The 22,826-nt window shown below is 64.2% G+C and carries 24 protein-coding genes; 18 read left to right on the top strand and 6 right to left on the bottom strand.

Features of this window, described 5'->3' with window-relative positions; translation table 11 throughout:
* Positions 1-153: 153 nt before the first annotated feature.
* Positions 154-522 carry an NAD(P)H-binding protein gene (locus OX459_RS10595; RefSeq protein WP_289904965.1) on the bottom strand — a complete coding sequence of 123 codons (369 nt, stop codon included), beginning with the start codon at positions 520-522 and terminating at the stop codon, positions 154-156.
* Between OX459_RS10595 and OX459_RS10600 the strand changes: the two genes are divergently transcribed.
* Positions 521-1,972 carry a PA domain protein gene (locus OX459_RS10600; protein WP_289904966.1) on the top strand — a complete coding sequence of 484 codons (1,452 nt, stop codon included), beginning with the start codon at positions 521-523 and terminating at the stop codon, positions 1,970-1,972. The genes OX459_RS10595 and OX459_RS10600 overlap by 2 nt on opposite strands.
* Positions 1,973-2,274: 302 nt before the next feature.
* Entirely contained in the window at positions 2,275-3,687 is a 1,413-nt protein-coding gene (locus tag OX459_RS10605; RefSeq protein ID WP_289904967.1) for a glycosyl hydrolase family 18 protein, read from the top strand.
* 36 nt (positions 3,688-3,723) lie between these two features.
* Here OX459_RS10605 and OX459_RS10610 read toward each other — a convergent pair whose 3' ends face one another.
* Positions 3,724-4,308 (bottom strand): TetR family transcriptional regulator, encoded by a 585-nt coding sequence (locus OX459_RS10610; protein ID WP_289904968.1) that lies wholly within the window; start codon positions 4,306-4,308, stop codon positions 3,724-3,726.
* A gap of 93 nt (positions 4,309-4,401) precedes the next feature.
* Between OX459_RS10610 and OX459_RS10615 the strand changes: the two genes are divergently transcribed.
* On the top strand, positions 4,402-4,800 hold the full coding sequence (locus OX459_RS10615; RefSeq protein ID WP_289904969.1) for a nuclear transport factor 2 family protein: 399 nt from the start codon (positions 4,402-4,404) through the stop codon (positions 4,798-4,800).
* 164 nt (positions 4,801-4,964) lie between these two features.
* Positions 4,965-5,387: a DUF2061 domain-containing protein gene (locus tag OX459_RS10620; protein ID WP_289904970.1), complete on the top strand. Its 423-nt coding sequence runs from the start codon at positions 4,965-4,967 to the stop codon at positions 5,385-5,387.
* Between the two features lie 20 nt (positions 5,388-5,407).
* Here OX459_RS10620 and OX459_RS10625 read toward each other — a convergent pair whose 3' ends face one another.
* Positions 5,408-6,853, bottom strand: a complete 1,446-nt coding sequence (locus tag OX459_RS10625; RefSeq protein ID WP_289904971.1) for an amidase — start codon at positions 6,851-6,853, stop codon at positions 5,408-5,410.
* Between the two features lie 101 nt (positions 6,854-6,954).
* Here OX459_RS10625 and OX459_RS10630 point away from each other — a divergent pair, with 101 nt between their 5' ends.
* The 7 genes from OX459_RS10630 to OX459_RS10660 all read left to right on the top strand — a co-directional run bounded on the left by OX459_RS10630 (position 6,955) and on the right by OX459_RS10660 (position 15,444).
* Positions 6,955-7,878 carry a LysR family transcriptional regulator gene (locus OX459_RS10630; protein ID WP_289904972.1) on the top strand — a complete coding sequence of 308 codons (924 nt, stop codon included), beginning with the start codon at positions 6,955-6,957 and terminating at the stop codon, positions 7,876-7,878.
* Positions 7,879-8,008: 130 nt separating this feature from the next.
* The gene (locus tag OX459_RS10635; RefSeq protein ID WP_289904973.1) at positions 8,009-9,358 is read left to right on the top strand and encodes an MFS transporter; all 1,350 of its coding nucleotides are present in this window, start codon (positions 8,009-8,011) and stop codon (positions 9,356-9,358) included.
* The gene (locus OX459_RS10640) at positions 9,351-9,863 is read left to right on the top strand and encodes a MarR family transcriptional regulator (protein ID WP_289904974.1); all 513 of its coding nucleotides are present in this window, start codon (positions 9,351-9,353) and stop codon (positions 9,861-9,863) included. The genes OX459_RS10635 and OX459_RS10640 overlap by 8 nt, the downstream gene beginning before the upstream one ends.
* The gene (locus OX459_RS10645) at positions 9,860-11,059 is read left to right on the top strand and encodes an FAD-dependent monooxygenase (protein ID WP_289904975.1); all 1,200 of its coding nucleotides are present in this window, start codon (positions 9,860-9,862) and stop codon (positions 11,057-11,059) included. Before OX459_RS10640 ends, OX459_RS10645 begins: the two co-directional genes overlap by 4 nt.
* A gap of 228 nt (positions 11,060-11,287) precedes the next feature.
* Entirely contained in the window at positions 11,288-13,300 is a 2,013-nt protein-coding gene (locus tag OX459_RS10650) for a c-type cytochrome (protein ID WP_289905581.1), read from the top strand.
* Positions 13,301-13,359: 59 nt separating this feature from the next.
* Positions 13,360-14,136: a class I SAM-dependent methyltransferase gene (locus OX459_RS10655; protein WP_289904976.1), complete on the top strand. Its 777-nt coding sequence runs from the start codon at positions 13,360-13,362 to the stop codon at positions 14,134-14,136.
* The gene (locus OX459_RS10660; protein WP_289904977.1) at positions 14,137-15,444 is read left to right on the top strand and encodes a divalent metal cation transporter; all 1,308 of its coding nucleotides are present in this window, start codon (positions 14,137-14,139) and stop codon (positions 15,442-15,444) included.
* Between the two features lie 6 nt (positions 15,445-15,450).
* On the opposite strand, the gene OX459_RS10665 is transcribed toward OX459_RS10660, so the two are convergent.
* Positions 15,451-16,242, bottom strand: coding sequence for an SDR family oxidoreductase (locus tag OX459_RS10665; RefSeq protein WP_289904978.1), 792 nt, complete (start codon positions 16,240-16,242; stop codon positions 15,451-15,453).
* 71 nt (positions 16,243-16,313) lie between these two features.
* On the opposite strand from OX459_RS10665, the gene OX459_RS10670 reads away from it, so the two are divergent.
* The 7 genes from OX459_RS10670 to OX459_RS10700 all read left to right on the top strand — a co-directional run bounded on the left by OX459_RS10670 (position 16,314) and on the right by OX459_RS10700 (position 21,277).
* Positions 16,314-16,721 carry a MerR family transcriptional regulator gene (locus OX459_RS10670; RefSeq protein ID WP_289904979.1) on the top strand — a complete coding sequence of 136 codons (408 nt, stop codon included), beginning with the start codon at positions 16,314-16,316 and terminating at the stop codon, positions 16,719-16,721.
* Positions 16,718-17,371, top strand: coding sequence for an SMI1/KNR4 family protein (locus OX459_RS10675; RefSeq protein ID WP_099667982.1), 654 nt, complete (start codon positions 16,718-16,720; stop codon positions 17,369-17,371). Before OX459_RS10670 ends, OX459_RS10675 begins: the two co-directional genes overlap by 4 nt.
* A 100-nt stretch (positions 17,372-17,471) precedes the next feature.
* Complete coding sequence (locus OX459_RS10680) at positions 17,472-18,023, top strand: DUF4142 domain-containing protein (RefSeq protein WP_289904980.1); 552 nt, start codon at positions 17,472-17,474, stop codon at positions 18,021-18,023.
* 103 nt (positions 18,024-18,126) lie between these two features.
* Complete coding sequence (locus tag OX459_RS10685; protein ID WP_099667984.1) at positions 18,127-18,507, top strand: hypothetical protein; 381 nt, start codon at positions 18,127-18,129, stop codon at positions 18,505-18,507.
* Positions 18,508-18,520: 13 nt separating this feature from the next.
* Positions 18,521-18,958, top strand: a complete 438-nt coding sequence (locus OX459_RS10690; protein ID WP_289904981.1) for a hypothetical protein — start codon at positions 18,521-18,523, stop codon at positions 18,956-18,958.
* Between the two features lie 240 nt (positions 18,959-19,198).
* Positions 19,199-19,666, top strand: a complete 468-nt coding sequence (locus OX459_RS10695; RefSeq protein ID WP_328572601.1) for a cache domain-containing protein — start codon at positions 19,199-19,201, stop codon at positions 19,664-19,666.
* Positions 19,667-19,726: 60 nt separating this feature from the next.
* Complete coding sequence (locus tag OX459_RS10700) at positions 19,727-21,277, top strand: methyl-accepting chemotaxis protein (RefSeq protein ID WP_289904982.1); 1,551 nt, start codon at positions 19,727-19,729, stop codon at positions 21,275-21,277.
* On the opposite strand, the gene OX459_RS10705 is transcribed toward OX459_RS10700, so the two are convergent.
* Both OX459_RS10705 and cadR read right to left on the bottom strand, forming a co-directional pair.
* Positions 21,274-22,356: a hypothetical protein gene (locus OX459_RS10705; RefSeq protein ID WP_289904983.1), complete on the bottom strand. Its 1,083-nt coding sequence runs from the start codon at positions 22,354-22,356 to the stop codon at positions 21,274-21,276. The genes OX459_RS10700 and OX459_RS10705 overlap by 4 nt on opposite strands.
* A 10-nt stretch (positions 22,357-22,366) precedes the next feature.
* On the bottom strand, positions 22,367-22,798 hold the full coding sequence (gene cadR, locus OX459_RS10710; RefSeq protein ID WP_034787498.1) for a Cd(II)/Pb(II)-responsive transcriptional regulator: 432 nt from the start codon (positions 22,796-22,798) through the stop codon (positions 22,367-22,369).
* Positions 22,799-22,826: the final 28 nt, after the last annotated feature.

Genomic DNA, 22,826 nt, shown 5'->3' on the forward strand with positions numbered 1-22,826 from the left:
GCGCGCTGCTGTCGCTGATATTGCGATGATGTTGGCGATCAGGTCTGGCACGCTCCGGCGCGAGACCACGGTGCCGTTGAATGGCGCGCGGCGCATCGTCCGTTCGTCGCCGACTTCGTCTTCGTTCGTCACCCAGGCTGGGTGCACGATGGCTTATGCGAGGCCCGGTGCTTCGATGGCGTCGGCGGCGCGGCGGAATGGTTTCAGGTGTTGCGCCAGCCTGGCGTTGGTCCATTCGCCGAATGTGCCGGGAACTTCATCGTCGATGCCCATCGACAGGATGAAAACCAGGCGTTCAACACCGGAGGCCCGCATGGCGGCAATGATGCTGCTGGCCTGGTTTTCCATGTCGTCGCCCAGCAGATTGGCGTTAACCAGGACATGGAGTTCGGTGAGGCGTGCCGGCCTGGCGCCTTGTCTCGTGGTAAATTGCCGTCCGTGAGAAGTATCTCCAATACCTACAATGTCAATGAAATCAGGCGTTTGCCGACTATTTTGCATGAGAAGTCTCAAGATCAGCATGACCCGGCAGCCTGCACGCACGGCGTTGCTTTTACCGCATTGCCGGCGCTTTCTATCCCTTGCCGGCGCGCTGGCCATCGCGGCCGTCTTGTGCGGCTGTTCCAGCAAGCCTGGCCCCTGGCCTGCGCGCGCCCTGCCGCCGTCGGCTGCCGTGACGGTCGATGCCACGCAATTCCTGTCCAGAAAACAACTGGTGGACTGGCAAGTCGACCTGGACGAGCGCCGCCTGCGCGCCACGGGTTCGCCCCGGCATGAAGCATATATCGACGTCCTGCATGAACGCCTGGCGCGCGCCGGTGTCAAACAACTGCGCTTTGAACCGGTCAGTTTCCGGCAATGGTCGGTGCAGCCGGAAGACTGGGGCCTGGAAGTTGTCCACGACGACAGGTCTGGCGTGCTGCCCACGGCTGGCTACATTCCGTATTCGGGCGTGACGCCGCCGTCCGGCATTACGGGGCGCATCGCCTATCTGGCGCCGGGGGCCAGTCCCGATGCCAGCCTCGCCGGCAAGCTGGTGCTCGTCGACATGCCCGCCGTGGCGTGGACGGGCAAGGTTTTCCATCGGTCCGCCGTGCATGTCCACGATCCGGACCACGCCATGGGGCCGGACACGCCGTATGCGCGCCAGTTCCAGATGCTGGGGCCGTTCATCACCTTGCTGGACAGCCTGCAGGCAGCCGGTGCGGCGGGCGTGATCGTCATTCTCGATACGCCGCCCATGTCGATGAACGGCTTGTATGCGCCTTACGACGGCAAAGTGCGCCAGCTGCCCAGCATGTTTATCGACCGTGACCGGGGGCGGCGCCTGCGCGAAAGCGTGCTGGCGGGCACGGCGCCTGTCTTGCGGCTGACCATGGCTGCCACCGTGCGGCAGGTGCAGACGCGCAACCTGGTCGGCATCATCCCCGGCAAGTCCGCGGAATTGATGGTGCTGGGCAGCCACACGGATGGCACGAACGCGCTGGAAGACAATGGACCGAACGCCATCGTCGACATGGCCCAGTACCTGGCGCGCCTGCCGCAGGACAGCTTGCCGCGAAGCGTCATGCTGCTGTTGACGAGCGGCCATTTCGCGGGCGGCGTGGGCATGAAGCAGTTTATGGATCGCCACCAGGACGATGGCTTGATGCAAGGTATCGCCACGATGCTCACCATCGGGAACTTGGGTGCGCTGGAAGTGCTGCCTGACAGCAATGGTTACTTGCGCCTCACGGGCAGGTTCGAGCCGGCCGCCGTGTTTTCACCGCGCACGCCGGCCCTGATGGACGCTTCCTACGCCATGCTGAAGCAGGCCGATGCGGCGCCCGCGTTCGTGCTGCCAGCCTCCAGTCCGGCGGGCGATGGCGGTCCGAAGAATGCCGCCTGGCCTGGCGCAGGCCGGTATTTATGGGAGGCGCAGCACATTCCCACGGTGCATTACATCACGCAACCGACCTATTTGCTCTACTAGTGCCGTATGCCGATTTGCGCAAGGAAACGATGCCATAGACCTTGCCTGGCGTTCACCTCCCTTCCCCTCCCTGCTCCCGGCGCCATTCCGGACACCATACCAGCGCACTGGAAAACAGGCACTGGTATGGCCCGCATTGCCCATCTCCTGGGGTAATGCCGCAACTGGTATTGTGATCTTGCGCAAAGAACAAAACCAGTTGACTACCACCTGCAATGCTTGCACTCTGAAAAATCGGACGGTGTCCAGCCGCCCGGCCATGCTAAAAAATACACAAGGAGATGCAAGTGAACCGGACAGTCATGAATACCCTCATCCTTACCCTCTTCGGCGGCACTCTGGCGGCCTGCGGCGGCGGCAGCGGCGACGGATCCAGCGGGGGCGCAAGCCAGTTGCTGGCCGGCGCGACCGCAGCAGTGGCCTGCTACACGCCGTGGAATAGCGGCACTGCCTACAATGGCGGCGGCCAGGCCAGTTACAACTACGTCAATTACACGGCTAACTGGTGGACGCAAGGAAATAACCCGTCGACCAGCAGCGGCGGCGCCGGCAGCGGCCAGCCCTGGACGGCGGTGGGAGACTGCGGCACGCCGACGCCGACGCCGACGCCAACTCCTACCCCAACGCCGACACCGACACCTACGCCGACCCCGACACCTACGCCGACTCCCACCCCAACTCCGACACCTACGCCGACTCCCACCCCAACTCCGACGCCAACACCAACGCCGACACCTACCCCGACTCCAACACCTACGCCAACGCCCACCGGCCTGGCCAAGCACGCGCTGATCGGCTACTGGCACAACTTCACCAACCCCAGCGGCGCCACGTATCCGATCAGCCAGGTCAGCGATGACTGGGACGTGATCGTCGTCTCGTTCGGCGACAACGCGGGCGGCGGCAATGTCAGCCTGACCATCGATCCGGGTGCGGGCACGGAAGCGCAATTCATCGCCGACGTGGCGGCCAAGCGGGCCAAGGGCAAGAAAGTCATCCTGTCGCTGGGCGGGCAAAACGGTTCCGTTTCCGTCGGCAACACGGCCGAAGCGACGAATTTCACCAACAGCCTGTACGCCATCATCACGAAATATGGTTTCGACGGCATCGACCTGGACCTGGAAAACGGCGTTGCGCAAGGCGCGGCCATCCAGACCTATCTGCCGATCGCCGTGAAAAACCTGAAAACCAAGGTCGGCAGCAGTTTTTACCTGTCGATGGCGCCCGAATGGGTGTATGTGGAAGGGGGATACACGAGCTATGGCAGCATCTGGGGCGCCTACATTCCCATCATCAACGGCTTGCGCAGCGAGCTGACGGTGCTGCACCCGCAGTACTACAACAATGGCGACATTTACACGCCGTACGCGACGGGCGCCATCAAGGCGGGTTCGGCCGACCAGCTGGTGGCCACGGCGCGCATGCTGATCGAGGGATTCAATTATGGCGGCAATACCTTCGCCGGCCTGCGTCCGGACCAGGTGGGCTTCGGCGTGCCGTCGGGCCGCAGCTCGGCCGGTTCGGGCTTTACGACGAATGCCGACGTCAGCAATGCCCTGAATTGCCTGACGCGCCTGCTCAATTGCGGCACCATCAAGCCGCTGCAGGCGTATCCGGACTTCCGTGGCGTGATGACGTGGTCGATCAACTGGGACCGCCACGACAACTATAATTTCTCCGTGCCGACGAAGAATGTGCTGAAAACCCTGCCGTAACGGCCCAGGCCCGACTGCGCATGCGAGCTTCGCCGCTCACATGCGCAGCAGCGCCGCGCCCAGCAAGCGCATGTGCAGCGCCACGCCGTGGCGCAACGCCTCCCCTCCTCCTTGCGCATGCTTGATGCCATCCATGGCGGCGACCAGCAAACCGGCCACCTGCGCGGCGGTCGCGTCCACCCGGCGCAGCGCAATATCGCCCGCCGCTTCGGCCTGTTCCAGCGCGCCGGCCAGCGACGCCACCAGTGTTGCCCGCGCCGTCAAGGTGATGTCGGCGGCCAGGGTCATATTGGCGTCGAACAATTCCTGCCCATGGGCGCTGGCGGAAATTTCCGCCATCAAGCCTTGCTGGAATGCCAGCAGCGCCATTTCGATGCGCGTGAAGACGGGGCCGGGTTCGGCCAGCGCCGCTGCCACTTGCGCCATGACGGTAGCATGGGCCCGTTCGGACCCGGCGCGGAACACGTCTTCCTTGTTCTTGAAGTGCAGGTACAGCGCGGCGCGCGACATATCGGCCGCCTGCGCAATGTCGAGCATGGATGTCTTGCGGTAGCCATAGCGGCAAAACACGGCCAGGGCCGCGTCGAGTATGCGCTGGGTCTTGAGGGTGTGGGGTGACATGCTGGCATATTGACATTATATATATATAGTGTCAATATGGCTTTTGGACAAATTACGTCAAAGTGTCAATCCCCCACAGCGAAGGATGGAATCATGCAAGAACAGCACCCTGGCTCCGAAGCGGCCATGCAGGAACAACTGCGCGACATCGAACGCGGCCGCCTGCGGGCGCTGGTCGACGGTGACGTGGCGCTGGCGCGCACCCTGCACGCCGACGATTTTCAGCTGGTCACGCCCATCGGCAGCTTGCTGTCCCGGGAAGAATACCTGGGCGCCATCGCGGCGGGCCACATCCGCTATCTGAGCTGGGAACCGGGCGAGATCGCCGTGCGCGTGCATGGCGATGCGGCCGTGCTGCGCTACCAGGCCCAGCTTGAAATCCATTTCGCTGGCCAGGCCGTGCCCCGCTCGCGCTACTGGCATATCGATAGCTATGAGCGGCGCGCTGGGCGCTGGCAAGCCGTGTGGTCGCAGGCGACGGCGATACGCTGACGGCCATGGCGGCTGCGGGAGGTGTGCGCAGCAGGGGCAATTGATATTTCTCAAACCATAGCCTCAATCTATGGGTTCGGTTGAAATATTTTACTTCCTTTTGTAAATGAGAATCGTTACTATCTAAATCAAGGATAAGCGAATTCAACAGAAAGGAGCATCCCTTGTTCACAGCCATCAAAACATTCAGCCAGGTCTGCACGCACATGTCGATCGCCTTCGGCCTCGCCTACTTGCTGACGGGGTCCCTGGCGCTCGGTGGCTTGGCCGCGATCATCGAACCGATCATCAACGTAGCCCTGTTGCCGTGGCATGAAAAAGCCTGGCACGCGATCCGCCGCCGCTACGCCGCCAGCCGCCTGGGCTTTGTCGCCCTGGCCGGCGAAAAGCTCAGCCAGACGACCCTGCACATGGGCGTGGCCTTCGGCGTCATGTACTGGGCCACGGGGTCCATGGCCTTCGGCGGCTTGCTGGCCGTGGTCGAGCCGATCTGCAACGTGATCGTCCTGCCCTTCCACGACCGGCTGTGGGAAAAAGCCCGCTTTCGCCTGGAAAGCCGCGGCGCGGCCCGCCTCGCCGCTCTGTAGTCTTCCTCTTCTCCCCCTTCCTAGTTCCCTGCCCACACGGGCGGCCGCCGTTGCACCCACGGCGCCGCCCGCTCCAGCTGACCCGCCAGGCGCAGCAGCACGTCATCGCTGGCGTAGCCGGCCATGAATTGCATGCCGATCGGCACACCCTCATTTGACATGCCCAGCGGCACGGACATGGCCGGCAAGCCCGCCACGTTCGCCAGCGGCGTGTACGGTGAATGTTCGAACAGGCGCGCCGTCCAGCCAATACCGTCAAGCTGTTCTTCCTTTTCGCCATAGCGGCCCAGTTGCCACGGCATATCCGGCAAGGTGGGCGTCAGCAGCACGTCGTACTGGCCGAACAAGGCGCCCGCGTGGCGCGTGACCGTGTTGCGCACGTCGAGGGTCGCCACGAAATCCACCGCCGAGACCGTTTTGCCATGGCGGTAACAGGCCAGGGTCGCCGCTTCCAGGGTCTCCAGCGACACGCCGCGCCCGCTCTCCTGCGCCAGGCCATCGATCCACGGCACCAGGTTGGCGCACCAGATGCCGGCATTCGCGTGCACGAACGCTTCCCACGACACGCCCAGCGCGGGCGACACTTCTTCCACGTGGTGGCCCAGGCTTTCCAGCAGGCGCATGGTGGCGTCCAGCGCGGCCCCGATGGCGGGCACGGGATGGGCGCCACTGCAGGCTGCGCGCTGCACGCCGATGCGCAGATTGCCCGGCGCCACGCTCACCTGCGACAGCCAGCCGTGGCCGGGCGGACTCGTCACATACGGCTCGCCTGCCATCACGCCCTGCACGGCATCGAGCAAGGCGGCGCTGTCGCGCACGGTGCGGCTCACGCCCAGCTGCACGCCCAGGCCGCTGAAGATCTCGTCCATGGCGGGGCCGTTCGAGACCCGGCCACGGCTCGGTTTCAAGCCGAACAGGCCCGTCGAGGCGGCCGGCACGCGGATGGAACCGGCCGCATCCGTCGCATGGGCCAGCGGCACGATGCCGGCCGCCACGGCCGCCGCCGCGCCGCCGCTGGAGCCGCCCGCGCTCAAGGCCAGGTTCCAGGGATTGCGCGTGGCGCCGTAGAGCACGGGTTCCGTGGTGGTGGCAAACGCCATTTCCGGCGTGCTCGTGCGGCCGAACGTCGCCAGGCCGGCTGCGCGGAACTGCGTCATCAGGTGGGAGTCAAATGCGGCGACATGGCCGGCGCCCAGGCGGCTGCCCGCTTCGCTGCGGCGGCCCGCCATCGTGACGGCCACATCCTTGATCAGGAAGGGCACGCCGGCGAACGCCGCAGTGCTGAGTGTGCTGTCGATGGCAGTCAAATCCGCCGGCCACAGCTCGACCACGGCATTGATCAGCGGGTTGACGGCGGCGCAGGCGCGCGCGGCCGCGTCCTGCAATTCGGCGGCCGAGACGCTGCCGTCGCGCAGCAGCTGGGCCAGTCCCAGACCATCAAAGCTTGTATATTCATGGAGTTGCATCAGTTTATTCCTGTAATGGATGAAGAGTGGATATCACAGGAACTACTGTAGGGCTTGCGCTATCATAGTGGAAATGAATAGTTGATATACAAGGTATAGCCATGAACAATTTGCACAAGCTGGATTTGCACAAGCTGGACTTGAACCTGCTGCTGACCCTGAACGCCCTGTTGATCGAACGCAACGTCACGCGGGCGGCGGCGCGGCTGCACCTGAGCCAGCCGTCCGTCAGTGTGCAACTGGGCAAGCTGCGCGCCGCCTTCGACGATCCGCTGCTGTTGCCCGGCCCGCGCGGCATGCTGCCCACGGCGCGCGCGCTGGCCCTGTTCGCACCGCTGCAAGCCGTGCTGGCCCAGCTGGAGCAAGTCTTGCAGCCGGAACAGGCGTTCGACCCGGCCACGGCCGAAGTGCGCTGGAATCTGGCGGCGGCCGACGCCACCGAGTATGCGATTCTGCTGCCCATGCTGCCGTCCCTGCGCGCGCAGGCGCCCCTGTCGCGCATGGCCGTGTTCGAAGCCGTGCCGGCGCGCATGGCGCATGCGCTGGAAAACGGCCAGGTCGACCTGGGCTTTTTGGCGCAGGAAGAAGCGCCGCCCGGCTTGCGCCACCGCACCCTGTTCACCGAACACTATGTGCTGGCGGGCCGCCGCGACCACCCGCTGCTGCAAGCGCCGCCCGACCTCGAGCGGTTTTGCACGCTGGAATTCATCGTCGTCTCGCCCAACGGCGGGGGTTTCCGCAGCAACGTCGATACGGCGCTGGAAACGCTGGGCCGGACGCGCAAGGTGGTGCTGTCCGTGCCGCATTTCCTCATCGCCCCTCCCCTGCTGGCCGCGTCCGACATGGTGGCCCTGCTGCCGTCGCGCCTGCTGAAAAACGCCCTGGGCGCCCTGCGCACGTGGGAGCCGCCCGTCACCCTGCCCGATTACGAGATGGCGATGGTGTGGCACGAGCGCATGCACCTGGACCCGGCGCACCGCTGGCTGCGCGAACGCATCATGGCGTGGAACGAAAAGCCCGCGTGAGCCATTGACAAAGAGGGTCAGGCCGTATACTGTCTCGTTTTATTACTAACTAAGTTAGCTATTAATTCGTATGAAGACTGCTGCACTGCCTCGCTGGCCCATTTTACTGGTCATGATCGTTTCCGAGATCATGGACCTTGCCGCATCCACCATCGTCAACGTCGGCGGACCTGCCCTGATCGAGTCGCTGGGCGCCAGTTCCGCCCAGATGCAATGGGTGATCGGCGGCTATGCGCTGGCACTGGGCGCCGGCCTGGTGCTCGGCGGCAGGCTGGGCGACCGCTACGGGCGGCGCGCCATGTTTCTATACGGCTTGGCCGCCTTTACCATCGCTTCGCTGTTGTGCGCCGTGGCGCCGACCATCGCATTGTTGATCGTCTTTCGCCTGCTGCAAGGGCTGGCCGGCGCGATGCTGTTGCCGCAAGGCTTGGGCTTGCTGCGTGAAAACTACCAGGGACCGGCCCTGGCCAAGGTGTTTGGCATCTTCGGTCCCATCCTGGGCCTGGCGGGCATACTCGGTCCCGTGCTGGGCGGGATGCTGCTCGAAGCGAACGTATTCGGCCTGGGCTGGAGAGCCATGTTCCTGATCAATATTCCGATCGGCATCGCCTGCTTCCTGGTGGCGCGCCGTTACCTGCCCCACCGTCCGGGAGACCGCTCCGTCCACATCGACGTCCCCGGCGCCAGCCTGCTGGTGCTGTCGTCCGTGTTCCTCGTCTTGCCGCTGGGCGAGGCGGGAGCGTGGCCGGCGTGGGGATGGCCGATGCTGGCGATGGCGGTGCTGGGTTTCGGCCTGTTCGGCCTGCGCCAGTCCGCGATGGTGCGCGCCGGGCAGACGCCGCTCATCATGACGTCGATCTTCCAGCGCTCCGCCTACACGGCCGGGCTGGCCGGCATCGCCTTGTTCTTTTGTTCGCTCGTCGGCATGCAGCTGGTGCTGACGCTCTTCCTGCAGATCGGGCATGGCTTGACGGCGGGCGAAGCAAGCATTGCCAACCTGCCATTCGCCGTGGGTACGGCCTGCGGCGCCACCCTGAGCGGCGCGTTCCTGGCGGCCCGTTTCGGCCGCAAGGTGCTGCAACTGGGAGCCGGTGTCCAGCTTGCCGGCGTGGCGCTGCTGCAATTTGAACTGGGCAATACGGCGGCATTTTCTGCGTGGCATGTCGTGCCCGGCATGCTCGTCTGCGGCATCGGGGCAGGCCTCGTGATCGCAGCCTTGTTCAGCATCATTCTGGCGTCGCTGGACAACAAGCAGATCGGCTCCGGTTCCGGCGTGCTGTCTGCCGTGCAATCGATCGCCGCATCGATCGGCGTGGCCCTGTTCAGCGGCGCATTTTTTGCCGCGCATCCCGCCCTGACGCCGGACCGGGCGCTCAGCGCCGCATTGACGATCCAGACCTGCATCCTGATCGCCTTCATGGGCGTGACATTCTTCTTTCCCACTGCTGCAAAATCTGAACTTGAGGTAAATCATGCATGACCAGCCAACACACAATCAAGCATTCGCGGCCGACGATCCGCGCGGCATGCACATCGCCGGCGACGTCATCGGCCGCCAGTTGCAGGATATCGCGATCCTGACGCGCGAAACGGCGTTGCACCTGAGCAACGCGATGGGCATCAACCAGACCGATTTGGCTCTGATGGAGCAGTTGATCACGCACGGTCCGCTGTCTCCGAATGAGCTGGCCGCGCGCCTTGCCGTCACCACGGCGGGCGTCACGCTCGTCATCGACCGCCTGGAACGGGCCGGCCACGTGACGCGCGTGCGCCAGCAAGACGACAAGCGCCGCGTGCTCGTCCATCCCGTGCCAGCCTCGGTGGCGCAAACCTACACGCATATCGCGCCGATGCTCAACGGACTGGACGCCGTGCTGAGCGGCTTGTCCGCCGACGAGCGGACGACGATAGAACACTTTCTCCAGCAAGTGATCACGGTTTACCAGACCACTTTGCCAACCACAACAGAAAAGAAAATCAAATGACGATCAAACGAAAAATCCTGATCACGGGGGCCAGCGTTGCCGGCCCGACCCTGGCTTACTGGCTGTCGCGCCTGGGCATGGACGTCACCGTTGTCGAGCGGGCGCCCGAGTTTCGCGATGGCGGACAAACGATCGACGTGCGCGGCGCAGGCAAGCTGGTGGCGCAGCGCATGGGACTCGAGAGCGCCATCCGCGCCAAGACCACGCATGAGGATGGACTCCGGTTTGTCGACGCGCAAGACCGCACGCAGGCGGAATTCGGCATCGGGGCCTTTGGCGGCAACGGTCCCGTGGCCGAGCTGGAAATTTTGCGGGGGGAACTGGCCAAGCTGCTGATCGAGCATGGCCGCGACGCGGTCGACTACCGCTTTGGCGACAGCATCGCCGCGCTGGAAGAATTGCCCCATGGCGTCAAGGTACGCTTCGAACAGGGCGGCGAAGCAGTGTTCGATCTCGTCATCGGCGCCGAAGGCGTCGGTTCGCATACACGCAAACTCGTGTTCGGGGATGAAGTCCAACGCCGCTCGTTCAAACTCTATACGGCCTATTTCACCATCCCGCGCGCGCCGGGCGACGAACGCCAGATGCGCTGGTTCAACGCCCCGGGCGGCTTGAGCGTGTGCCTGCGTCCCGATAACCTGGGCACCACGCGCGCCCTGCTGTCGTTCCAGGAAGCGCCCAGCGCCTATGAAAAACTGCCGATTACCGAGCAAAAAGCCCTGCTGAAGCAGAAATTCGGCGCCCTGAAGTGGGAGACGCCGCGCATCCTGGCGGCCCTGGATGACGCCACCGACCTGTATTTCGACCAGATTTCCCAGGTCAAAATGCCGCGCTGGTCGAAGGGACGGATTGCCCTTGTCGGCGACGCCGCCTATTGCGCCTCGCCCATCAGCGGCATGGGCACGAGCCTGGGCATGTGCGGCGCCTACGTGCTGGCGGGAGAACTGGGACGCCATGACGATCACGCGCAAGCGTTTGCTGCGTATGAAGCGATCATGCGCCCGTATGTTGACCAGGCGCAAAGCGTGCCCACCTTCGCGCCGCGCCTGGCCTCGCCGCACTCGCGCGCCGGGATCGCCATCGGCCATGCGATGTTGCGCATGTCAAACGTGCCAATTATCAAGACGATACTGGCCAGGTTCCTGACGCCCAAGGCGGATGCCATCGCGCTGCCCGAGTATGCATATATGGGCTGAGGCAGGCAGGCGGCTGGCGTTGGCATACACGAATTGTTGCCGCAATGCACTAGGCAAAATTACCTAGTCGATCGAAAGAAACTCCCAATTTTCGCCTTGGGAAGGAATGCGTAAGCTTGGCCCGAATAATAAAGGGTCACCATGAACGCCATTTCCATCCTGCATCGCGGCTCGCGCCGCCCTCCTGCCGTCTTCTTTCCGATCACTACCTGGCTGCTGCTCCTGGGCATGCTGGCCTTCTGCGCCAGCGCCTGGGCCGCGCCCGCCACAGTGCCGTCCAAACCCGTCGCCTCGGCCGAGCTGATCAAGCGCGGCGAGTATGTCGCCCGCCTGGGCGACTGCGTGGCTTGCCACACGAGCCCGAACGGCGCCGCCATGGCCGGCGGCCTGGAATTGAAAACGCCGTTCGGCACCATCTACAGCACGAATATCACGCCGGATGCGAAGACGGGCCTGGGCACGTACACCTTCGCGCAATTCGACCGCGCCATGCGCAAGGGCGTGGCGGCGGACGGACACAACCTGTATCCGGCCATGCCCTACCCTTCCTACGCGAAGATCACGCCCGACGACATGCAGGCCCTGTACGCGTATTTGCAGCGGGGCGTGGCGCCCGTGGCGCAGCAAAACCGCGAAACGGACATGAAATGGCCGTTCAGCATGCGCTGGGGCTTGTCGCTGTGGAACGCCGTCTTCCTCGACGATGCGCCATTCAAGCCCGACAGCGCCAAGTCGGCCATGTGGAACCGGGGCAGCTATCTGGCCCAGGGGCTAGGCCATTGCGGCTCGTGCCACACGCCACGCGGCGTGGCTTTCCAGGAAAAAACCATGGGCCAGGATGGCAGCAGCGGCAAGCATTATCTGTCCGGCTTCACCTTCGACGGCTGGCATGCCGTCAATTTGCGCAATCTGTGGACGCCGGCCGACATCGTGCAATTGCTGAAAACGGGCCGCAACAGCTTCGGCACGGCGGCCGGCAGCATGACGGAAGTCATCACGCACAGCACGCAATACTTTACGGACGGCGACCTCGATGCGCTGGCGCATTACCTGCACGGCTTGCCGGCCAAGCCGGGCGCGCCAGTGCAGCAGAGCAAACCGGCGCCGGCTGTCGCGGCCGGCAACGACGCGCTGTACAACACGCGCGGCGGTCTCGGCTACCTGCAGTTTTGCGCCACCTGCCACCGCCGCGACGGCCGCGGCGTGGAAAACATCTTCCCGCCGCTGGCGCAGAACGACTCGGTGCAGTCGAAGGACGCTACTTCCGTCATCCATATCGCATTGACCGGCTGGCAGTCGGCCGTCACGCAGCAGTCGCCCCGTTCCTTCGGCATGCCCGCATATGACCGCCTGTCCGACACGGAACTGGCGGAAATCCTCACCTTCGTGCGCGGCAAATGGGGCAACCACGGCGCGCCCGTCACGCCCGGCCACATCGCCAAGGTGCGCAAGGAGCTCAAGCTCAAGGCGCCGGATGCGGGCGGCTTCGTCACGCCCCGCTTCGCCGCCCTGACGGCCGACCCGAACGCCAATCAATTGATCCACGGCATGCAGCTGATGACGGAAACCCGCACGCGCCTGCCGCAAAACGTGGGCAATGACCTCAATTGCAGCAGTTGCCACCTGAATGGCGGCACCGTGGCCAACGGTTCGCCCTTCCTCGGCATTTCCGCCTTCTTCCCGGCGGAAGCGCCGCGCGCGGGCAAGGTCATCAGCCTGGGCGAGCGCATCAACGGCTGCTTCCGCCGCTCCATGCACGGCAAGCCCCTGCCCGTGGATGGTCCCGACCTGCAGGCCATGGTCGCCTATATCGACTGGATGAAGGGCGCCACGCAGGCGAACGACAAGGTGCCGGGACGGGGCGTGGCGAAGATCGACCGCAACCTGCTGCCCGACCCCGTGCACGGCAAAAAAGTGTACGCCGAGCAATGCGCCGTCTGCCATGGCGCGAATGGCGAAGGCATCCGCGGCGCCAACGGCGTGGTGGCCTTCCCGCCGCTGTGGGGCGAGCGCTCCTTCAATATCGGCGCCGGCATGGCCCGCACCTACACGGCGGCCGGCTTCGTCAAGGCGAACATGGTGATGGGCCACGGCCAGAAATTCCCGCTGGGGCAAGGCAACCTGTCCGACCAGGACGCCGTCGACGTGGCCGAATATTTTACCCACATGCCGCGCCCGGACTTCCCCGACAAGGTCAAGGATTGGCCGAAGGGCGGCAAGCCCAAGGATGCGCGCTACTGACGCCCCATCGCGTTCGTAATCTGCTACGCTCATGCCACGACCACGCCAAGGAGTCTTGCATGAGCAGCAATATCCACCACGCGGCAGCCGGCGGTTATGCCACGGCGGCCGCCAGCTACGTCAAGGGCCGGCCCGATTATCCCCCCGCAGTGTCGGCCTGGCTGCAGGATAGCCTGGGTCTGGGGCCGGGCGCCACCGTGCTGGACCTGGGCGCCGGCACGGGCAAGTTCACGCCGCGCCTGCTGGACACGGGCGCCACGGTGATAGCCGTGGAACCCGTGCCTGCCATGCTGGCAAGACTGGCCGCGGCCTTGCCGCAAGTCCAGGCGCTGGCGGGTACGGCAACGGCCATTCCCCTGCCCGACGCCTCGGTCGACGCCGTGGTCTGCGCGCAAGCGTTTCACTGGTTCGCCACCCCGGAGGCGCTCGATGAAATCTGGCGCGTGCTCAAGCCGGGCGGCAGGCTGGGCCTCGTGTGGAATCTGCGCGACGCCAGCGTGCCCTGGGTGGCAAGACTGGACGCCATCGTCAACCAGGCGGAAGGCGACACGCCCCGCTACTACACGGGCGCCTGGCGCCGGGCCTTCCCCCATGCGGGGTTTACTCCCTTGCAGGAAACACAATTTTCCCAGGAACACACGGGATCGCCCGAAGACGTGCTGTTCAACCGCGTGCGCTCCACCAGTTTTATCGCCGCCTTGCCGCCGCAGGCGCGCCAGCGCATCGATGACGAGATTGGCCAGCTGGTCGCGTCGGAGCCGGCCTTGCGCGGGCGGGACAGCATCAGCGTGCCCTACCGGACGGCCGCCTTCGTGGCACAAAAACAGGCCGTATAGATGTCTAGTGAACAAGACACAGAACCGCAGCAGGCCGCCCGCCAGGCGGCGACCCCGTCCGACACCTGGCTGGGCAAGCTGGGCCCCGGCCTGATCACGGGCGCGGCCGACGACGACCCAAGCGGCATCGCCACGTATTCGCAGGCGGGCGCCCAGTTCGGCTTCGGCATGCTGTGGACCGTGTGCCTGACCTTCCCTTTGATGCTGGGCATCCAGGTGATCAGCGCCAAGATCGGCCGGGTCAGCGGGCATGGGCTGGCGACGAATATCCGCCGCCACTATCCGAAATCCTTGCTGTACGCCATCGTCGGCTTGCTGCTGCTGGCCAATGTCATCAATATCGCCGCCGACGTGGCCGCCATGGGAGATGCCTTGACCCTGATCATCGGCGGTCCCACCCACCTGTACGCCATGGGCTTCGGGCTGCTGTCCCTGCTGCTGCAAGTGTTTATTCCCTACCAACAATATGTACGCATCCTGAAATGGCTGACCCTGGGCTTGCTGGCCTATGTGGCCACCGTGCTGACCGTGCACATTCCGTGGGGCGAAGTGGCGCTGCGCACCGTCTGGCCCCAGTTCGCCTGGTCGGCCGCCTCGATGACCATGATCGTGGCCGTGTTCGGCACGACGATCAGCCCGTACCTGTTCTTTTGGCAGGCGTCGCAGGAAGTGGAAGACTTGCAGGCGGATGCCGGCGCGCAAGCCCTGCGCCGGGCGCCGGAACAGGCGCCGCGGCAATTCCAGCGCATCAAGATGGACACGGCCATCGGCATGGGCTTTTCCAACCTGGTGGCCTTCTTCATCATGCTGACGACGGCCGTGACCCTGGGCGCGCAAGGCATCACGCATATCGACACGTCGGCGCAAGCGGCGTCCGCCCTGCGCCCCATCGCCGGCGAGTTCGCGTTCGCCCTGTTCAGCCTGGGCATCATCGGCACGGGCTTGCTGGCCATTCCCGTGCTGGCCGGCTCGGCCGCCTACGCCATGGCGGGCGCCTTCCACTGGAAAAACAGCCTGGAACTGGCGCCCCGGGCCGCGAAAAAGTTCTACGGCATCATCGTCACGGCCACCGTGATCGGCGCGGCCCTGTGCTTCACGCCGCTCGACCCCATCAAGGCCCTGTACTGGAGCGCCGTCATCAATGGTGTCATTTCCGTGCCCATCATGGCCCTGATGATGGTGATGGCCTCGCGCCCCGCCATCATGGGCACGCTCACCATTTCAAGACGCCTGCGGGTGCTGGGCTGGCTGTCGACCATCGTCATGGCAACGGCCGTGCTGGCCATGTTTGCCACCATGGCGTTTTGATGCGCATCAAGTCCGTGGCTTGAGCATGCCTTCCACGATGCCCAGCACGGTCTGGCGGGGCAGCAAGCGCGGCAGCCAGGCCAGCAGCCGGTTCGGCCGGCCCGCCACATGGCTGCTGCGGCCCCGGTCCAGCGCGCGCAGCGCTTCATCGACGACGGCTTGCGGCGCCATGCGCTTGCCCACGGCCGCTTCGGGCGCGGCCACCACGTCGAAGAAGGCCGTGTCCGTGGCGCCAGGGCACAGGGCCAGCACGCGCACGCCGCGCTGGCGGTTTTCCGCCCACAGCGCTTCCGAAAACGACAGCACGAACGCCTTGCTGGCGCCGTAGATCGCCATGTAGGGATCGGGCTGCAGGGCCGCCGTGGACGCCACGTTGATGATGGCGCCCCGCCCCTGGGCCAGCATGTGCGGCAAGACGCAGTGCGTGAGTTCCATGAGGGCCGTGCAATTGACGGTGACTTCGGCCGCCTGGCGCGCCAGGTCGATGCTCTCGAACCTGCCATGCGTGGCGAAGCCTGCGTTATTGATCAGCACGTCGGGCGGCATGCCCAAGGCGCACGCCTGTGCATGGGCGTCTTGCGCGGCGCCGGGCAAGCCCAGGTCGGCCACCAGCGCGTGCGCGCAGATGCCGTGGCGTTGGGAAAGCTCCCTGGCCAGCCCATCGAGCACGGCGCCGGAACGGGCCAGCAACAGCAAGTGCGCGCCGCGCGCGGCCAGGGTTTGCGCAAAGACGCGGCCGATGCCGGACGAGGCGCCCGTGATCAGCACGGTTTGGTTGGTGTAGTCGTATGGGAGCATGGCAAACGTGTCGTAGTTGAGAGTGTTTCTAATGTAAACTGTAGACTTTAGTCCACGGTCAAGAGGAAACGATGCGCATCGGTGAAATCACCCGCCTGACGGGCGTCAGCAAGGATACGGTGCGCTTTTACGAGCGCCAGGGCTTGCTGGAAGAAGCGCCGCAGCCAGGCATGACGAATAACTACAAGGAATACTCGGCGCAAGCGTTGCGGCGCATCGAACTGATCGGCCACGCCAAGGCGCTGGGCTTTACCTTGAAGGAAATCGCCGAAGTTATTGCCGTCTGGCAAGAAAACGCACTCGATGCGCAGACCAAACGGACCATGCTGGAAACGAAAATTGCCCAGATCGATGACAAGGCCCGTTCGATGGCCGTGCTGCGCGCCGGCCTCGTCGATGCACTGGCCAAGGTGGAGACGGGTTGCGACGATGCGGCGCCAGTGCATATGAACAAGAATAACGACAAGGAGTACCAATGAGCAACCATTACACGCAATACCGCCACCTGGCGCTCGAGGGCGCCAAGCCTGCCCCCACGGCGCAGCAGATCGCCGCCATCGAAACCTTGCTGGAAGCGCCCTTGCCGCCCGCCTTCCTGGCGTTCTTACGCGTCGCCAACGGCGCCTGGTTCGATTACACGTGCGATGTGCCGGACGGCAATGGCGGCGTGGAAAAAATGGGCTTCAATACCTTTTTCAGCGCCGACGAAGGCGATTTCTGCGATGAAACCCTGGTCGGCGAAATCCGCGCCGCGCGCCAGCATGCGGACATGCCGGTGCGCATCCTGCCGTTCGCCCGCGATGGCGGCAATTCCATGCTCTACCTGGACTTGACGGAAGAAGGCGGCGGCCGGGTGCTGGCCTATGTGCAGGAATTGCCGGAGTGGACGGGCAAGCGCGCCCATGGCCTGATGGAGCTGGCGCCCTCGTTCGACGCCTGGCTGGACAGCCTGTATATCGACCGCGACACGGTGCTGGAGGAACTCGAACACAGCGTTTCGGAACCCTCCCACCTGGAAGCGATGGCGCAGTGGCTCGATATCGGCATGCCCGCCTGGCGCCGCGATGCGGGCATCGCCGCTTTATTTGCTATTAAACAAGTCGAACTGTGCGCTAACGAACAGGACTAGTCCTACGGGCATGGCCGCGCCTGTCCTATGGGTGTGCGCAGGCTGAGGGCTTAACATTGTCATCAGCTTGCATAAAACGCCATACTTGAAAGGATTTCCCATGCCTATCTCCACCACCAGTTCCCGTACCCCCTCCCTGAAAAGCGTGGCCATCGGCGCGGCCGTGGCGCTGTTGAGCGGGATCGCCATCAACAGCATCGCGGCCGCCGCGCCGGGCGCGTACGACAAGCAATTCCTCAGCAAGGCCGCCGATGCGGGCAGCACGGAAATCGCCGCCAGCAAGGTAGCGCAAAGCAAGAGCAGCAATGCAGAAGTGAAGCAATTCGCCGACGCCATGGTTACCGCCCACACGACAGTGGCCGACGCGCTGAAACAGTTGGCCAGCAGCAAGCAGATCGAGGTCAGCAACCAGCCCGGCGCGAAACACAAGGCGCAGATCGACCGGCTGGGCCGCCTGGAAGGCCAGGCCTTCGACAGGGAATATGCGGCCACCATCGGCGTGGCGGCGCACAAGGAAGCCGTGAAACTGTTCACGGATGCCAGCCAGAAGGCGAGCGATCCCGACATCAAGGCCTTTGCCACGAAAACCTTGCCGGCGTTGCAACATCACCTGGAAATGGCGCATGCGCTGCAGGCGGTATTGGCGAAATAGACGGCCATACGCGGGGAAATACTTGCAGTACGTGCTGTACAGCAAGTATTTCTGCTCTTGACATACAATGCGGCAACTTCGTTTTCGGCCATGCCATGACCTCATGCAGCTACTCAAGAAAACCGGCTTGATCGCCGCCGCCTTCCTGTTCCTCATCCTGCTGGCAGGCTGGCTCTTCATCAAGGTGAGCGCGGCGCGCAATGCCACCGTGTATGCCCAGCAATGGAACGACCAGGGTACGTGCGTGATCAAGACCTATGTGCCGCACTACGGCAACGGCGTGCCGAACAACATCGTGCGCGCGTTCAGCACATCCACCTTCTTCCGCGTGTACCACAAGGATGGCACTATGCTGGAAAGCACGGAATGGGTGCTGGACATGCATGAAGACGGCATTCTCGACCATGCCCACTGGGGCCAGAACCGCGCCATCTACCCGACCGACCTCGGGTATGAAGGCTGGACCTTGCCCGAGTGCGCGTGAACGGAAAATCATCATGCAAGAACTGAAACAAAAGGGGTTGCGCGGCCCCTGGAGCGACGCCCCCTACCTTCCCACCTTGCACCATTTCCTCGGTCCCTTCGACGTGTATGACCGCGAAGAAACCCTGGGCGTGGAGCTGGATGCCTGGAACATGAACGATCCAGCCCAGCGCGCTGCGCTGATACGGCGCGACATCACGTCGCAATACAAGGAACTCAGCTACCGCCACCGCCATGCGCTGGTGGCCGTGCTGGCGCAGGCCTTGCAAGACCCTGATTACGATTTCCAGGCCATCCTCGAACATGACCCCGAAAGCACGCACGCGCTGCCGGCCCTGTGGGACGAAATGCACGACCCGCGCGCCTTCTTTGCCGATATCTACCGCCTGGTGCGGCAAGACTGGCGCGAGGACCTGGCGCGCGCGGCGGCGGAAGACCCGGCCGGCTGGTAGCGCGGCGCACGCGCCACACTATCGACACGATAGGCTGCGCCCTCCTTTCCCCTATGAAATATCCATTGCGGCAATGTGCACGCGCCGTTGCAAAAACGCCCGTCTGAAAAAATATCTGTTGCACCAGCGCATGCCCACTGGCATCGCGCTACCATGAGCCGTCGGCACTTCGATAGGCGCCGCCTTACTGCGCCGGTTCCCCCGCCGGCTTCCCCCAGCCGCAATGTGAAGGAGATTCTCATGCCCAAGTTCGCCCCTGCCATGTGCTTGTCGCTCATGCTTGCCGCCGCTACCTTGCCCGGTGTCGCCAGCGCTGCCGAGGGCGGCGCCACGCGCGCCGACGCCGAAGCCATGGTCAAGAAAGGCGTGGCCTATATCAAGAGCGCCGGCGACGCCAAGGCGTATGGCGAGATCACGGCCAAGTCCCCGCAATTCATCCTGCACGACCTGTACCTGGTCGTGTATAAGCTCGACGGCACGGTCGCCGCGCATGGCGCCAACCCGAAAATGGTGGGCAAGAACTTGATCGACTTGAAAGATATCGATGGCAAGGCCTTCGTCAAGGAGCGCGTCGACTTGGCCAAGAGCAAGGGCACGTTCTGGCAGGAATACAAATTCACGAATCCGGAAACCAAGAAGATCGAGCCGAAGGTGATGTATTGCGAAAAGCTGGCCGAGACCGTCGTCTGCGGCGGCATCTACCTGTAGCCAGCCGCCGCGCCGCCGGCGCCGGGATGGTTGTCCGCTCTCTTGACGATAGGGGCTCCGATGAAAATCGCACAGAAGATGTTGATCGTCCCGGTGGTCGCGCTGGCTTGCCTGCTGGCCATGGGGGCCTTGTCCTATTTCGCCATGCAGCAGAACGAGCAGCGCATGCGCGAACTGAAAGACGTCACCCTGACGGCCGAGCGGCTTGCGAACCAGCAAGCTATTGCCCTGGGCCAGGTGCACGCCGACGTGTATGCGAAGATCGCCATCGCGGCCAGCCTGTCGGATGAGCAGTTCAAGCAATTCGGCGCGCAAACGGATGGCCAGCTGAACGCCATTGCGCAAGGCTTGCAGCAATTGCAGACATTTTCGGGCGCCGCCACGGAAGCGGGCCAGGCGCTGCCGGGTATCGAACGCTACCGTGCCAGCGTGGCGCAGGCGCTGGACTTGGCGTCCATGGACCCGAATACGGGCGTGGCGGCGATGCAAAATGCCGCCACGCATTACCAGCAAGTGCGCGGGCAGTTGCGCCAGGTGCTGCTCAATCTCGACCACCGCACTGTCGATGCCTTGCAGGATACCAAGAATGCGGGCCAGCGCGCCGGCTGGCTGTCGCTGGGCACCATGGCCATCGGCTTTGCCCTGCTGGCCCTGATCGCCACCTGGGTGGCGCGCTCCGTGGTGGGCCCCATCGACGAAGCTTGCCGCGCCGCCGAATCGCTGGCCGCCGGCGACTTGACCACGCGCATCGACGCCCGGGGCGACGACGAGGTGGGCAAGCTGGCGCGGGCCCTGGCCACGGTGCTGAAAAACTGGAACACTTTATTGGGCGACATCCGCCAGGCAGGCTCCACCATCACGGTGGAAGCGAGCGAAATCGCGCTGGGCAATGCGGACTTGTCGGCCCGCACGGAATCGCAAGCCCATTCCTTGCAGGAAACGGCGTCATCCATGCATGCCTTGACGGATACCGTGCGAGAGAATGCCAGCCATGCACACCAGGCCAACCAGATGGTCCTGTCGACGTCGAACGTGGCGCTCGAGGGCGGCCGCGTGGTGGGCCAGGTGGTCGAGACGATGGGCTCGATCAAGGCCAGTTCCGGGCGCATCGTCGACATCATCGCCGTCATCGATGGCATTGCCTTCCAGACCAATATCCTCGCCTTGAACGCGGCCGTGGAAGCGGCGCGCGCGGGCGAACAGGGACGCGGCTTTGCCGTCGTCGCCACGGAAGTGCGTGGCCTGGCGCAGCGCTCGGCCACGGCGGCGCGCGAAATCAAGCAATTGATCGAGGATTCCGTGGCCAGGATAGAAACGGGCAGCGAGCTGGCCGACAGCGCCGGGCGCACCATGGGCGATATCGTCGCTTCCGTTCAGCAAGTGACGGAAATTATGAACGACATCACGGCGGCCAGCCAGCGCCAGAGCAAGGGCATCGAGGAAGTCAACAACGCCATCACGGAAATGGACGAATTGACCCAGCGCAATGCCGCCCTCGTCGAACAGTCGGCCGCCGCCGCGCAAAGCATGCAGGACCAGGCGCATGATCTATTGCGCGTGGTCGACGCCTTCCGCCTGGGCGAAGGCGGCGCGCCGTTGCTGGCGCCTTAGCGCCGGTGCGGCATGGCGGCCCGGGCGCAGGCTTGCATGGCCTTGCCTGCCCCGACCAGCGCGGGGTCCGCGTCCCGCAGCAAGACATTGCCCATGCGGTATTGCTGATGGTAATCACCCAGCAGGGCTGAATACAGGAAAACCTGGTCTTGCCTGCGCCAGGCGGCGTGGTCATTGCTGCCTGGCGTAGCCGGGATGGCGGCGCTGAAGTAGCTGTACAGGCCGCCCACCTTCTTCTTGTGCAGCAATTCCATCAATTGCACAATGCGGTACTGTTCCAGCAAGCTCAATTCGCTGACATTGACGCTGGACAAGGCGTAATACAGTTCCAGGCGGGCCATCCAGTTGCCCTTCCCGCCTGCCGCCGCCAGCGCATCCCAGGCAGGGCCGGCACGCACCTTGCGCGCGTCATCCGGCAATGCCATCCACGCTTCCACAAAGGCCTGGTCCGGCACGGGGCCGTAGTCGGCGGGCGCGCGGCAGACGAACTGGCGCGCATCGGGCCCGTCCTGCGGGACTTCGTCGGCGATGTATCTGGCGATCTTGTCGCCGACGCCCAGCAGGCGCTTGCCATACCCTTCCAGGGTCCAGTTCGCAGGCAAACGCCCCAGCCAGGCCAGCGCATCGTCGTTGGCACGGGCCTCCACCGCGTAGGCGGCGATCCTGGCCTGCATCCTGGCTTCCTTCTGCTGCTCCGCCAGCTTGAGCGCCTCCCGCTCTTCGTCATAGCGGCTCGTGGTCTTGGCCAGTTGCACGCAATCCAGGAAGGCCTCCGGCGCGCCCTGCCAGCACTTGGCCGGCACCTTCAGCTGCCAGCGCATGCTGACGGTTTTCAGCACATAGTTTTCCTCGCCCTCCTCGCCCTTGAGATAGGCGCGGCCGTCCGCCTTCGTCACGCCTTTCGCCAGCTGCTTGCCGCCGGCCGTGCTCCAGGTGTAGGGGTCATCGTCTTGCGGCACGCCCGGCACGGCGTACAGGGTCAGGTAGTGTCCGGCTGCGGGCGGCGCATCGGCGGCATGGCTCAGCGGCGACAGCAGGAATAAGGTCAATAAAGTTTTTTTAGGTAACAGTTTCAGCATGCAGCAATCGTCAATGAAGTTCGGTATGGCAGGCGCAGTCGTGGCCGCTGGCGGCCTCGGACAGGTTTTGCAGGATGGCGCAGTCTTGCGACGGCTGCGGCTGGTCGCACTGGTGGCGCAGGGTCACCAGTTGCTGCTGCAAGGTTTGCAGGTTCGCCATTTGTTCGGCAATGCGCAGAATATGGTGGTCGAGCAATTCATTGACGCTCTGACAACCTTCGGCCGGGTTGTTCTTAAATTCCAGCAAGGCGCGGATATCCGTCAAGCCGATCTGCAGCGAGCGGCAATGGCGGATGAATTGCAGCCGTTCCTGGTGTTCTTCCCGGTACTCGCGGTAGCCGGCGCTGTTGCGGCCCGGTTCCTGCAGCAAGCCCGCCTTTTCATAGTAACGTACGGTTTCCACGTCACAATCTGTCCGTTTGGCTAATTCTCCGATACGCATGGCATCCCCTTTTTCATTCCAACATGCA

The sequence above is a fragment of the Janthinobacterium sp. SUN026 genome (assembly GCF_030397625.1).
GTDB classification, from domain to species: Bacteria; Pseudomonadota; Gammaproteobacteria; order Burkholderiales; family Burkholderiaceae_D; genus Janthinobacterium; species Janthinobacterium kumbetense.

Coding starts and splice junctions, on each gene's coding strand:
- cadR (WP_034787498.1), bottom strand. CDS start 22,798: ATGCGTATCGGAGAATTAGCCAAACGGACAGATTGTGACGTGGAAACC.
- OX459_RS10640 (WP_289904974.1), top strand. CDS start 9,351: ATGCATGACCAGCCAACACACAATCAAGCATTCGCGGCCGACGATCCG.
- OX459_RS10700 (WP_289904982.1), top strand. CDS start 19,727: ATGAAAATCGCACAGAAGATGTTGATCGTCCCGGTGGTCGCGCTGGCT.
- OX459_RS10630 (WP_289904972.1), top strand. CDS start 6,955: ATGAACAATTTGCACAAGCTGGATTTGCACAAGCTGGACTTGAACCTG.
- OX459_RS10650 (WP_289905581.1), top strand. CDS start 11,288: ATGCTGGCCTTCTGCGCCAGCGCCTGGGCCGCGCCCGCCACAGTGCCG.
- OX459_RS10675 (WP_099667982.1), top strand. CDS start 16,718: ATGAGCAACCATTACACGCAATACCGCCACCTGGCGCTCGAGGGCGCC.
- OX459_RS10655 (WP_289904976.1), top strand. CDS start 13,360: ATGAGCAGCAATATCCACCACGCGGCAGCCGGCGGTTATGCCACGGCG.
- OX459_RS10605 (WP_289904967.1), top strand. CDS start 2,275: ATGAATACCCTCATCCTTACCCTCTTCGGCGGCACTCTGGCGGCCTGC.
- OX459_RS10635 (WP_289904973.1), top strand. CDS start 8,009: ATGGACCTTGCCGCATCCACCATCGTCAACGTCGGCGGACCTGCCCTG.
- OX459_RS10615 (WP_289904969.1), top strand. CDS start 4,402: ATGCAAGAACAGCACCCTGGCTCCGAAGCGGCCATGCAGGAACAACTG.
- OX459_RS10600 (WP_289904966.1), top strand. CDS start 521: ATGACCCGGCAGCCTGCACGCACGGCGTTGCTTTTACCGCATTGCCGG.
- OX459_RS10665 (WP_289904978.1), bottom strand. CDS start 16,242: ATGCTCCCATACGACTACACCAACCAAACCGTGCTGATCACGGGCGCC.
- OX459_RS10695 (WP_328572601.1), top strand. CDS start 19,199: ATGCCCAAGTTCGCCCCTGCCATGTGCTTGTCGCTCATGCTTGCCGCC.
- OX459_RS10670 (WP_289904979.1), top strand. CDS start 16,314: ATGCGCATCGGTGAAATCACCCGCCTGACGGGCGTCAGCAAGGATACG.
- OX459_RS10660 (WP_289904977.1), top strand. CDS start 14,137: ATGTCTAGTGAACAAGACACAGAACCGCAGCAGGCCGCCCGCCAGGCG.
- OX459_RS10705 (WP_289904983.1), bottom strand. CDS start 22,356: ATGCTGAAACTGTTACCTAAAAAAACTTTATTGACCTTATTCCTGCTG.
- OX459_RS10625 (WP_289904971.1), bottom strand. CDS start 6,853: ATGCAACTCCATGAATATACAAGCTTTGATGGTCTGGGACTGGCCCAG.
- OX459_RS10610 (WP_289904968.1), bottom strand. CDS start 4,308: ATGTCACCCCACACCCTCAAGACCCAGCGCATACTCGACGCGGCCCTG.
- OX459_RS10685 (WP_099667984.1), top strand. CDS start 18,127: ATGCAGCTACTCAAGAAAACCGGCTTGATCGCCGCCGCCTTCCTGTTC.
- OX459_RS10595 (WP_289904965.1), bottom strand. CDS start 522: ATGCTGATCTTGAGACTTCTCATGCAAAATAGTCGGCAAACGCCTGAT.
- OX459_RS10690 (WP_289904981.1), top strand. CDS start 18,521: ATGCAAGAACTGAAACAAAAGGGGTTGCGCGGCCCCTGGAGCGACGCC.
- OX459_RS10645 (WP_289904975.1), top strand. CDS start 9,860: ATGACGATCAAACGAAAAATCCTGATCACGGGGGCCAGCGTTGCCGGC.
- OX459_RS10680 (WP_289904980.1), top strand. CDS start 17,472: ATGCCTATCTCCACCACCAGTTCCCGTACCCCCTCCCTGAAAAGCGTG.